Origin of the sequence: Pseudacidovorax sp. 1753, assembly GCF_040544975.1 — a bacterium.
Taxonomy (GTDB): Bacteria; Pseudomonadota; Gammaproteobacteria; order Burkholderiales; family Burkholderiaceae_C; genus Xenophilus.
In genome coordinates this window covers 66,227-77,752 of the sequence record NZ_JBEPKY010000024.1, presented here as the reverse complement: position 1 = coordinate 77,752, position 11,526 = coordinate 66,227, and the positions used below count along the sequence as shown (strand labels likewise).

The 11,526-nt window shown below is 74.3% G+C and carries 8 protein-coding genes; 6 read left to right on the top strand and 2 right to left on the bottom strand.

Annotated elements, in window-relative coordinates; all coding sequences use genetic code 11:
- Positions 1 to 5: 5 nt before the first annotated feature.
- A complete protein-coding gene (locus ABIC63_RS24940; protein ID WP_502935911.1) occupies positions 6 to 1,616 on the bottom strand; it encodes an efflux transporter outer membrane subunit in 1,611 nt (536 codons plus the stop codon).
- Between the two features lie 136 nt (positions 1,617 to 1,752).
- Between ABIC63_RS24940 and ABIC63_RS24935 the strand changes: the two genes are divergently transcribed.
- The 5 genes from ABIC63_RS24935 to ABIC63_RS24915 all read left to right on the top strand — a co-directional run bounded on the left by ABIC63_RS24935 (position 1,753) and on the right by ABIC63_RS24915 (position 9,263).
- Positions 1,753 to 2,484 carry a DUF3348 family protein gene (locus ABIC63_RS24935; protein WP_354321770.1) on the top strand — a complete coding sequence of 244 codons (732 nt, stop codon included), beginning with the start codon at positions 1,753 to 1,755 and terminating at the stop codon, positions 2,482 to 2,484.
- Positions 2,481 to 5,489 carry a DUF802 domain-containing protein gene (locus tag ABIC63_RS24930; RefSeq protein ID WP_354321769.1) on the top strand — a complete coding sequence of 1,003 codons (3,009 nt, stop codon included), beginning with the start codon at positions 2,481 to 2,483 and terminating at the stop codon, positions 5,487 to 5,489. Before ABIC63_RS24935 ends, ABIC63_RS24930 begins: the two co-directional genes overlap by 4 nt.
- 205 nt (positions 5,490 to 5,694) lie before the next feature.
- Complete coding sequence (locus tag ABIC63_RS24925) at positions 5,695 to 6,363, top strand: OmpA family protein (protein ID WP_354321768.1); 669 nt, start codon at positions 5,695 to 5,697, stop codon at positions 6,361 to 6,363.
- Between the two features lie 8 nt (positions 6,364 to 6,371).
- Positions 6,372 to 7,001 carry a DUF2894 domain-containing protein gene (locus tag ABIC63_RS24920; RefSeq protein ID WP_354321767.1) on the top strand — a complete coding sequence of 210 codons (630 nt, stop codon included), beginning with the start codon at positions 6,372 to 6,374 and terminating at the stop codon, positions 6,999 to 7,001.
- A 153-nt stretch (positions 7,002 to 7,154) separates the two neighbouring features.
- Entirely contained in the window at positions 7,155 to 9,263 is a 2,109-nt protein-coding gene (locus ABIC63_RS24915; RefSeq protein WP_294373755.1) for an ATP-binding protein, read from the top strand.
- Here ABIC63_RS24915 and ABIC63_RS24910 read toward each other — a convergent pair.
- Positions 9,235 to 10,494 (bottom strand): alpha-hydroxy acid oxidase, encoded by a 1,260-nt coding sequence (locus tag ABIC63_RS24910; protein ID WP_354321766.1) that lies wholly within the window; start codon positions 10,492 to 10,494, stop codon positions 9,235 to 9,237. The two genes, ABIC63_RS24915 and ABIC63_RS24910, sit on opposite strands and share 29 nt — an antisense overlap.
- A gap of 127 nt (positions 10,495 to 10,621) precedes the next feature.
- On the opposite strand from ABIC63_RS24910, the gene ABIC63_RS24905 reads away from it, so the two are divergent.
- Complete coding sequence (locus ABIC63_RS24905) at positions 10,622 to 11,521, top strand: LysR family transcriptional regulator (protein WP_354321765.1); 900 nt, start codon at positions 10,622 to 10,624, stop codon at positions 11,519 to 11,521.
- Positions 11,522 to 11,526: the final 5 nt, after the last annotated feature.

The following is an 11,526-nucleotide window of genomic DNA, read 5'->3' as shown; positions in this document are numbered from 1 at the left end:
ACGGGTCAGCGCGTGGCGGGGCTGGCGGAGGCAGCGATTTCGGCGGAGGGGGCGGACGCCGCCGTGGGCGTCGCGGCAGGCGTGCCGGCAGGCGCGGCGTCGGCGGCGTCGCTGGCGTGGGGGATGGCGGGCAACTGGCCCCTGCCCCAACCGCCGCCCAGCGCCTTGACCAGCGCGACGCTGGCGGCGTACTGCCGGCCTTCGAGCTGCAGCGCGCTGCGCTCGGCCGTCAGCGCCAGCGCCTGGGTGGTGACGACGGTGGTGTAGTTGGCGGTGCCGGCGCGGTACTGGCTCAGCACCACACGCAGGGAGTCGCGGGCGGCCGTCACGGCGCGGTTCTGGGCCTCGCGCTCGCGGGCCAGCTCGCGCAGGGCGGCCAGGTTGTCCTCCACGTCCTGGAAGGCGGCCAGCACCGTCTGCCGGTAGCCGGCGGCGGCACCGTCGAAGGCGGCGCGCGCCTGGGCCACCTTGGCGCTGCGGGCGCCGCCGTCGTAGATCGACGCGGCCAGCGCGAAGCCCAGCGCCCACACCTTGTCGGGCGTGCGGGCCCAGGCCGTGAGGCCGGCGCCCGAGAAGCCCCCGCTGGCGCTGAGCGTGAAGTCGGGGTAGTAGGCAGCCGTCGCCACGCCGATCTGCGCATTGGCGGCCGCCACGCGGCGCTCGGCGCCCGCGATGTCGGGGCGGCGCTCCAGCAGCTGCGAGGGCAGGCCGGGCGGCGTCACCGGCAGGGCGAGAGGGGAGGCCGCCTCCTCGGTCAGCGGCGGCAGCGAGAACTCGCCGGGTGTCCTGCCCAGCAGCACCGCCAGGGCGTGCTCCAGCTGGCGGCGGGTCAGGTCGATGTCGATGGCCTGGGCCTCGGCCGAGGCCAGGTTGCTTTCGGCCAGCGCCACGTCCGAGCGCAATGCGGTGCCGGCGCGGTACTGCGCCTGCGCCAGCCGCAGCGAATCGCGGTAGCCCGCCACGGTGCGCACGTAGAGCGCCTTCTGGCGGTCGTCCAGGCGCAGTTGGATGTAGTCGTTGACCACGGCCGCCTGCAGCGTGAGCCGGGCCGCGGCCAGGTCGGCGGCGCTGGCCTGGGCGCTGTCGGCCGCCGCTTCGGCGCCGCGGCGCACCTTGCCGAAGAAGTCCGGCTCCCAGGCCGCCTGCAGCGACCAGGCATGGGTGTCGCCCAGCACCGAGGTGCCGCTGCTCTTGCTGCGCCCGCGCCCGCCCGAGGCGCTGGCGCCCACGGTCGGGAAGAAGCCGGCTGAGGCGCCGTCGACCAGCGCCTGCGCCTGGCGGTAGGTGGCCGAGGCCTGGGCCAGCGTGGGGCTGGCCGTCATGGCCTGGGCGACCAGCGCGTCCAGTTGCGGATCGCCGAACTGGCTCCACCATGGCGAGTCGGCATCGGCCGCCTTCGGCGCCGCGGGGCGCCAGGGGCCGTCTTCCTTGAAGGCGCCCTGGCTGGCGCCACTGGGCACGGGCGGCGGCTGGTAGTCGGGACCGACGGCGCAGCCCGCCATCAGCAGGGCGGCGCACAGGGCGGTCAGCGGGAGCTTGGGCGAGCGCCGCCGTGCAAGGGCAGGGCGCTCGCGGCGCGGGAAGCGGTCGTGGGCGAGGGAAGGCATGGGCAGCATGGCAGACACGGCCGCCACTGTGGGCGCCGGGGGCCGACGCCTCGCTGACGGCAAGATGACAAAGCTGTCAGGTGGCGCGGCCGGAGCCGACGCACCCCCGGTGTAGACTGCGCGGTTTTTCGATCCGGCAACCCCCATGGCGCTCACCACCGTGCGCACGGGCCTGACCGGTGCGGCGCTTGTGCGACTGCTGGCCGGCCTTGCCGGTCCGCGGGCGCAGGTCCGGGATTCCAGAGACGCCTTCGCCGACCGCCTGAGCCACTGGCTCGGCTGGACGGACGCCATCTCGCTGTCAGCGGCCCTCGAACGGCCGTTGCCGGCCCCGAGCGCTGCCGGCGCCCCTTCCACCACCGACGATCCCTGGCCGCAGGAGCAGGCCGAGGTCGAGCGCGTGCGCGCCGTGCTGGCTCACGGCCATGCCAAGGAGGCCGCCGCCGCCGGCCGCTCCACCTTCGAGCAGGGCATCGGCTTTTCGCCCTACCGGCAGCGCTATCTGGCACGCCAGCAGGCGATGGAGATGGCGATCGGCCTGCTGCGCGAGCGCCTGCGCGCCGTGGTGGCGGCCCGCTCGCCCGAGCTGGCGCGGCTGGCCGCCGTGGATGCCGTCATGGCCCAGACCCTGGGCCCGCATGAGGACCGGCTCATGGCCGGCGTGGCGCCGATGCTCGAAAAGCACTTCCGCCGCCTCGCCGAGGCGCATGGGCCCAAGGACGAAAGCTGGCAGGAACCCTTCCGCCAGGACCTGCACACCGTGCTGATGGCCGAGCTGGAGCTGCGCCTGCAGCCCGCGCTGGCCCTGCTCGAAGCCCTCCGGCCGCCGGGCGCCGCTGCGCCCGCCGTGGCCACACCAGGAAACAAGGACGCATGAAGAGACTGTTTGCCAAGGCCCTGCTCTGGGCCGTATTCGCGGCCGGACTGGCCGCCGTGCTGTGGGTCGGCGCCGGCTACCTGGGCCGCCAGCCGCTCGCGCTGGCGGTGATGGTGCTGATCGGGGTGTTCTATCTGGTGGGTGGCGTGGAGCTGCTGCGCTTCGACCGCGCGACCCGCGCACTGGCCCGCGCGCTCGACAGTCTCGGCGGCGCCCCGGCCGATGCCCGCCATGCCTGGCTGGTCCCGGTCGAGCCGGCGCTGCAGGGCGCTGTGCGCCAGCGCATCGAAGGCGGCCGCGTCGCCTTGCCCGGCCCTGCGCTCGCGCCCTACATCACCGGCCTGCTGGTGCTGCTGGGCATGCTGGGCACCTTCATGGGCATGGTCGTCACGCTGGACGGCACCGGCGCCGCACTCACCGGCGCCACCGAGCTGCAGGGCATCCGCGACGCGCTGTCGGCCCCGGTGCGCGGCCTGGGCCTGGCCTTCGGCACCTCGGTGGCCGGCGTGGCCGCCTCGGCGGCGCTGGGCCTGATGTCCGCCCTGGCCCGCCGCGAGCGGGTGCAGGTGGGCCAGCAACTGGACGCCGCCATCGCCGGCCCGCTGCGCGCCTTCTCGGCCACGCACCACCGCGAGGCCTCGCTCAAGCTGATGGAGCAGCAGGCCGGCCTGCTGCCCACGCTGGTCGAGCGGCTGCAGGCCAGCATGGAGGCGCTGGAGCGCCAGCAGCAGGCCCTGAACGAGCGGCTCACCGCCGACCAGGCCCGCTTCCACACGCAGGCCGAATCGGCCTATGCGGCGCTGGCCGCCTCGGTCGAGCGCAGCCTGAAGGAGAGCGTGGCCGAGGGTGCGCGGCTGAGCGGCGCCGCCATCCAGTCCGCCATCGAGGCCACGCTGGCCGGCCTGGCCCAGGAAAGCGGCCGCCTGCAGACCGCCATGGCCGAGCAGGTGCGCCGCCAGCTCGACGGCGTGGCCGAGCGCTTCGGCCAGGCCACCACCGAGGTCGCCGGCCTGTGGCGCAGCGCCCTGGCCGAACAGCAGGCCGCGCAGGCCACGGGCAGCCGCGCCTTCGACGAGGCGCTGGCCCGGTTCACCGGCCATGCCCAGCAGCGCGAGGCGGCCCTGGACGAGGCGCTGACCCGCTTCACCCAGCACACGCAGCAGCACAGTCTGGCGCTGGCCGATGACCTGGCGGCCCACCTGGACCGCCAGTCCGAAACCCTCGGCCAGCGATGGGCCGAGACCTTGTCGCAGCAGGCCGTCGGTGCCGAGCAGATGGCCGTGCGCCACGAGGCCGCCCTGCAGCGCGCCGCCGAAGGCTTCGTCGGCCAGGCCGCCGCCCTGCGCGAAGGCGTCGCAGCCGCCCACACCGAGCTGCAGACCCGCCTTGCCGCCCACGACGACACCCGCCTGGCCGCCTGGACCGGTGCGCTGCGCAGCCTGGCCGAGGAACTGCGCCAGCAGTGGCAGCAGGCCGGGGCCCAGGCCACCGGCGAATGGCAGTCCGTCGGCGAGACCCTGTCGCGCAGCGTGCGCGACATCACCGCCGGTGCCGAAGCCCAGGCCCAGCGCCTGCTGGCCGATCTGGACCGCCGCGCCGCCGCCGACGAAAGCCGTCTGGCCGACTGGCGCGCCGCGCTCGAGACCACCGCCACCGCCCTGCGCGAGGAATGGCGTGCTGCCGGCGCCGAATCCGCCGGCCAGTGGCAGCAGTTGGGCGACGCCCTGCGCCACACCGCCGCCGAGGTGGGGGGCCATGCCGAGGCGCAGGCCCGCCGCACCCTGGCCGAGATGGAACGCCGCGCCGCGCTGGACGACGGCCGCCTCCAGCAATGGACGGCCGCCCTGGAGACCATGGCGGCCAACCTGCGCGAGCAGTGGCAGCAGACCGGCAGTGCCGCCGCCGACCAGTGGCTGCAGGCCGGCCGCGCCGCCTCCGCCGAACTGGAGCGTGCCAGCGGCCAGATCGCCGGTCAGCTCGAACGCGCCAGCACCGGCGCCGCCGAGGCCCTGGCCCTGGCCAGCAGCCAGGCCGCCGGCCAGTTGCAGCAGGCCACCGGACAGGTGGCCGAAGGCCTGCAGCGCGCCACCGGCGAGGCCGTGGGCCAATGGCAGCAGGTGGGCGAGCAGCTGCGCCAGGCCGCCATCGACATCGGCAGCACCGCCCAGGCCCAGGCCGAGCGCACCTTGGCGCAGATCGAGCAGCGCGCCGCGCAGGAGGCCGAGCGTCAGGCGGCCTGGACCGGCGCCCTCGAAACCACCGTCGCCACCCTGCGCACGCAGTGGGAGGCGGCCGGCGAGCACGCCACCGGCCAGTTGCGCGAAGCCGGCGCCGCCCTGGCCCGCACCGCCACCGACATGAGCACGCAGATGGAGGCGCAGGCCCGGCGCACCCTGGCCGAGATCGGCCAACTGGTGCAGGCCGCCGCCGAAGCACCCCGCGCCGCGGCCGAGGTCATGGGCGAGCTGCGCGAGCGCATCAGCGACAGCATGGCCCGCGACCAGGCCACGCTGGAGGAACGCGAGCGCCTGATGCAGACCCTGGGCACGCTGCTGGAGGCGCTCAACCGCCAGGCCACCGAGCAGCGCGGCGCCATCGATGCGCTGGTGGACACCACCGCCGGCCTGATGGAGCGCGCCAGCGGCCAGTTCGGCGAGACCCTGCAGGCGCAGGTCGAGCGCTTCGGCCAGGCGCTGGACGCCCAGGCCGCGCGCCTGGACGAGGCCGGCACGCAGCTGGGCGCCAGCGCGGTCGAAGTGGCCAGCCTGGGCGAGGCCTTCGGCGGCGCCGTGCAGCTCTTCGGCCAGGCCAACGGCGAGCTGCTGACGCAGCTCAAGGGCATCGAGACGGCGCTGACCAAGTCCCTGGCCCGCAGCGACGAGCAGCTGGACTACTACGTGGCCCAGGCCCGCGAGGTGATCGAGCTGAGCATCGGCGCGCAGAAGCAGATCATCGACGATCTGCAGCACCTGGCCGCCCAGCGCGGGGTGGAGGCCGCCGCGTGACCGGCGCCGCGCGAGAGTCGCGTTGGAACTCCTTCCCCCTCTGGGGGAAGGCAGGGATGGGGGCCAGCATGACGCAGGCGCTGATCGAGGCGCCGCAGGCCCCCACCCCAGCCCTCCCCCAGGGGGGGAGGGAGCAAGGCGCATCCGGCGCCCCAGCCCTCCCCAAGGGGGGGAGGGAGCAAGGCGCATCCGGCGGAGCAGTTCCATGGCAGCCTTGAACGACGACCTCGTCGACGGCGGCGCCGAGCCGGCGGTGCCGGTCTGGGCCGTCTTCGGCGACCTGATGGCCGGCGTGCTGGGCGCCTTCGCGCTCATCCTCGTCGCGGCGCTGGGCATGCAGATGGAGCTGGCCGATCGCCTCAAGGCCGAGGTGCAGCAGCGCGAGCAGGCCGCCCGCCGGCTGCAGACGCTGGAACAGGCCCTGGCGGGCCCGCTGGCCGCCGGCCGCGTGACGCTAGCGGATGGGCGCATCGGCATCAGCGGCAGCGTGCTCTTCGCCTTCGCATCGGACGAGCTGCAGCCCGAAGGCCGCCAGCTGCTCAAGACCCTGGCCGGGCCGCTGGGCCGCTACCTGCGCGAGCGCGGCGAGATCCTGATGGTCAGCGGCTTCACCGATGACCGGCAGGTGCGCGGCGACAGCCGCCGCTTCGCCGACAACTGGGAGCTCTCGGCCCAGCGCGCGCTGACCGTGACACGCGCGTTGATCGAGGAGGGCATTCCCGCCGATGCCGTGTTCGCCGCCGCCTTCGGCGCGCAGCAGGCGGTCGCCTCCAATGCCGACGCCGATGGCCGCGCCCGCAACCGCCGCGTCGAGATGGCGCCGATGCCCCGCCCGGCCCGCACCGAGGCCGGCAAGGCCGCGGTCAAGCCCTGATGACTGCGGTGAACGCACTGCAGGCGCGCCTCGCCGCCTGGCGCGATGCCGGGGCGGACCGGGCCGATCCCGCCGCATTCCTCGCGATGGAAGCGCTGGCGCGGCGCACCGTCGGGCAGCCGCAGCGGATCCAGCACCTGCTCATGCCCCGGTTGGAGGCAGCCCTCGATCGCTATGCCGCCGGCCTGGCTGCGCGGCCGGGTCAGGCCAGCGAAGCGCCGGCGACGGCGACGCGCGGCGCCCTCGGCCAGCTGGCCGATGCCCTGGCGCAGCGTGGCCGCAGCGCCCCCGAGGATGGGCCACCGCTGCTGGCGACGGCCGAGGGGCAATCCCGGCCGCCGGAGCTCAAGGCGCTGCGGCGCTTCCGCGGCACCTGGTCGCGCCTGTCGGCCCAGCAGCGGCTGCGCGAGGCCACCGCGCAGGTGCCGGCGCAGGCGGGGCCGCTCAACTCGCACCACCTGGTCCACCGGGCGCTGGCGCTGATGCAGCAGCTGTCGCCGGGCTACCTGGAGCATTTCGTCGGCCACGTGGATGCGTTGCTGTCCATCGAGCAGCTGCAGTCGCCGCCTCCGCCGCCGCCCGTCAAGGGCGAGTTGCGCGCCGCGACGCCGCGCCGCAAGTCGGCGCGGGGCCGTTGAATGTGCTGCGGCCCGGCCGGCGGCCCTGCGGCCTGCCGGCAGCACAGGGGCATTCGGCAAGGCTGCATTCACAGTTCGCGACAATGCTTCGGGCCATCGCGGCGATGGCCGTCCCCCGCGCCGGTCGCCCGGCCTGACTGAAGCACAGCGCAGATGAATTCCCCCCTTCCTGTCGACGGCGGCGCCATGGGCGCGGCGGTGCGGGCCCACGACTGGGCCGCGACGCCGCTCGGGCCCGCGGAGCAATGGCCGGGCGCGCTGCGCAACGCGCTGGGGCTCATGCTCAATTCGCCCGAGAGCATGTACCTGGTCTGGGGCGATGCGCTGACCTTCTTCTTCAACGACGCCTACCGGCCGATCCTGGGGCCGCGGCTGGATGGCGCGCTGGGCCAGTCGCTGCCCGTGCTGTGGTCCGACGCCTGGGAGGCCGTGCGTGGCCCGCTGGAGCAGGCGCTGGCCGGCCAGGCCAGCCGCTTCGTCGATGTGCCGATCACCATGGCGCGCTATGGCCGCGAGGAGCAGACCTGGTGGTCGTACTCGTACTCGCCCATCTACGACGGCGACTTGGTGCGCGGCGTGTTCTGCTTCACCACCGAGACCACGGCCCGTGTGCTGGCCCAGCAGCAACTGGCGGCCGAGGCCGAGCAGCAGCGACGCATCCTCGACGAGCTGCCCGGCTTCGTCTGGACGGCCGACCGGGCCGGGCTGGTGCGCTACGTCAGCCCGCGCTGGACGGCCTTCAGCGGCCAGCCGCGCGAGCGCTTCCTGGACGAAGGCTGGGGCGACTTCGTGCATCCGGACGACCTGCCGGCGCTGGCCGGCGCCTGGCAGCGCGCGGTGAAGGCCCGCATGCCCTACGAGGCGGAGTTCCGCATGCGCAGCCCCCGCGAGGGCTACCGCTGGTGGCTGTCACGCGCGCACCCCGTGGCGGGAGAGGCCGACAGCGCCATGGCCTGGGTGGGCATCTGCACCGAGATGGACGCCATCATCGACGCGCGCGAGATGCTGAGCCGCTCCCGCGACGCCCTGCAGGACGCCGTGAGCGAACGCACCCGCGAGCTGGAGGCCGCCGAGGAGGCGCTGCACCAGGCCCGCAAGATGGAAGCCATCGGCCAGCTCACCGGCGGCCTGGCCCACGACTTCAACAACATGCTGGCGGCCGTCTCCGGCGCGCTGGAGCTGATGGACATTCGGCTGCGGCAGAACCAGCCCGAGCACCTGGCCCGCTACATCCGCACGGCGCAGGACGCCACGCGCCGCGCAGCCGCGCTCACGCACCGGCTGCTGGCCTTCTCGCGCCGGCAGACGCTGGCGCCGCGGCCCACGCAGGTGGACGAGCTGGCGGCCGGCATGGTCGAGCTCATCCAGCGCACTGTGGGCCCGCAGGTGCACATCGTCACGCATGCCGAGCCGGCCCCCTGGCCGGCGCTGGTCGATCCGTCTCAACTGGAGAACGCGCTGCTCAACCTGTGCATCAATGCCCGCGACGCCATGCCCGACGGCGGGCAGGTGCTGATCGAGACGCTCAATGTCCACATGGCCGGCGCCGCCGCCCGCGCCCACGACCTGCCCGAGGGCGACTACCTGCTGTTGCGCGTGACCGACAACGGCGTGGGCATGCCGGCGAACGTGCTGGGCAAGGCCTTCGATCCCTTCTTCACCACCAAGCCGCTGGGACAGGGCACGGGGCTGGGGCTGTCGATGATCTACGGCTTCGCGCGCCAGTCTGGCGGGCAGGTGCGCATCGCATCCGAGGTGGGGCAGGGCACGGTGGTGTCGATCCACCTGCCCCGCGCGCTCGAGGGCGCGGTACCCGCGGCATCGAACGGCATGCAGGCCGAGCCCGACATGGCGGCGCAGGCCGACTGGCCCGTGCTGGTGGTGGAGGACGAGGAGGCCGTGCGCCAGATCGTCGCCGAGACGCTGCGCGACCTGGGCTGCCGGGTGCTGGAGGCCGCCGACTCGTTGGCCGGCATGGCGATGCTGCGCGATTCGCCCGAGGTGCGCCTGCTGATCACCGACGTGGGCCTGCCGGGTGGCATGAACGGGCGGCAACTGGCCGACGCGGCGCGCAGCCTGCGACCGGCGTTGCCGGTGCTCTTCATCACTGGCTATGCGGAAAACGCGCTGCTCAGGGACGGCCAGCTGGAGCCGGGCATGGCGGTGCTGACCAAGCCCTTTTCGGTGCACCAGCTCACCAGCGAGCTGCGGCGCCTGCAGCAGGCCTGGCCCATCACACCGGCAGCGGACCCCGCGGCATGAGGAAGTCGCGCGAGAGCTGACCCGGCCGCGTCACGCCGAGCATGGCGAGGTTGCGGTCCACTTCGGCCGACAGCAGCTGAATGGCATGGGCCACCCCCGCTTCGCCCGCCACGGCGGCCGCGAAGTTGAAGGGCCGGCCCACCCACACGAAGCGCGCGCCCAGGGCCAGGGCCTTGAGCACGTCGCTGCCGCGGCGGATGCCGCCATCCATCATCACCGCCATGTCGCCCGCCACTTCCATCACGGCCGGCAGCGTGCGCAGGGCCGAGACGGCGCCGTCGAGCTGCCGCCCGCCGTGGTTGGAGAGCACGATGCCGTCGGCCCCGTGCTGGCGTGCCAGCGCAGCGTCCTGGGGCGACACCAGCCCCTTGACCACCAGCGGTCCGCGCCAGCGGCGGCGGATGCGGGCGATGTGCGACCAGTCGAAATGGTCGCGCTTGGAGAAGTCGCGCTCCACGTTGCGGGAGATGACCGGCGCGCCGCGCTCGGCAAAGGAATTCTCGAAGTGCGGCATGCCGTCGGCCAGCGTGCGCAGCAGCGTGCCCAGCGTCCAGCATGGGTGGGTGAACCCGTCCCAGGCCAGGCGCAGGCTGGGGCGTAGCGGGGTGGAGAAGCCGGCGCGGATGTTGTTCTCGCGGTTGCCGGCCACGGGCACGTCGGCGGTGATCACCAGCGTCTCGAAGCCGGCGCGCTCCACGCGGTCGAGCAGGGCGTCGATGCGCTCGGGCTGGCCCGGCAGGTAGGCCTGGAACCAGCTGCCGGGGCCGGCTGCGATGACCTTTTCCATGGGCGTGAGCGAGCTGCCGCTCAGTACGTAGGGGATGCCGGCGCGTGCGGCGGCGCTCGCCATGAGCTCGTCGCCGCGGTAGGCCGAGAGCGCGGCGATGCCCATCGGCGCGATGCCGAAGGGCGCGGCGTAGCGGCGGCCGAAGAGCTCCGTGCCCAGGTCGCGCTGCGACACGTTGGCCAGCACGCGCGGCACGAAGCCCCATTCGGCGAAGGCGCGGCGGTTGTCGTCCAGGCTGCTGTTGGTCTCGGCGGCGCCGGCCACGTAGCCATAGATGGCGCGCGGCAGGCGGCGCGCGGCCAGGCGCTGGAAGTCGTCGAGGGCCAGCACCTCGGCCAGCGGGCCGCGCGCGGCGCCGCCGCTGAAGGCGCGCCAGGGGTCATGGGCGGGGGCGGGCGGTGGGGCGGGGCCGGCGTCGGCGGCGGGTGTCGAGGGCTGGGTCATGGGCAGAGAGTGAAGCTGTCGGCCTGCGCCGGATCGGCGGGCGGGCGATGAGGTGGGACTTTAGGCAGTCCTGCGCGTGAGTGAAAGCGAATAATCCGGCGCAGTCCATTCCACTGAAATCGAACAAGTGACGCTCAAGCAACTGGAAGCCTTCTACTGGGCCGCGACCTGCGCCAGCTTTGCGCTGGCGGCCGAGCGGCTGCACCTGAGCGTGTCATCGCTCTCCAAGCGGCTGGCCGAATTGGAGTCGGCCCTGGGCGCGCCGCTGTTCGACCGCGCGGGCCATCGCGCCCGGCTCACCGAGGCCGGCCAGCGCCTGCTGCCGCTGGCGGCCGACCTGCTGCAGCGTGCCGAGCAGGCCCGGATGGCCGTGGGGCCCGGCGCGGCGCTGGGCGGTACCGCGCACCTGGGCACGGGCGAACTCGCGTCCATGACCTGGCTGGCGCGCGCCGTGGCCTGGCTGCGCGCGCGGCATCCGGCGCTGGAGCTGCGCATCGAGGTGGACATCGGCGCGCACCTGGCGCGGCGTGTCGAGCAGGCCGAGCTGGACGCCGCCGTGATCTTGGGCGCCGCCTCGCGGCCGACCTTGAGCGCCGTGCCCCTCGGGCAGGCGGCCTTCGTGTGGTGCGCCTCGGCCGCGCTGGCGGCAGGCATCGAGCGGCTGGATGCCGAGTCCTGGTCGCGCCACACGCTGGTCGCGCTGCCGCGCGGCTCGGGCGTCACGCAGTTGCAGGACGGCTGGATGGCCCGCGCCGGTGCCCGTCCGCGCGCGGTGCTGAGTTGCAGCCAATGGGGCGCGGTCGCCAGCCTGCTGGCGGCGGGGCAGGGCATCGGCATGCTGCCGCGCGGGCTGGCCGACGGACTGGTGCAGCGCGGCGTGCTCTGCCGCCTGGCCGCCACGGAGCCGCTGGCGACGCTGGACTACGGCTTCCACTTCCGCCACGACGATCCGCGGCCCCTGGTGGCGGCGCTGCGGGAGGCCTGCCTGGAGACGGCGGACTTCGACGTGCCCGGGCCCTTCTTCTGAGAATC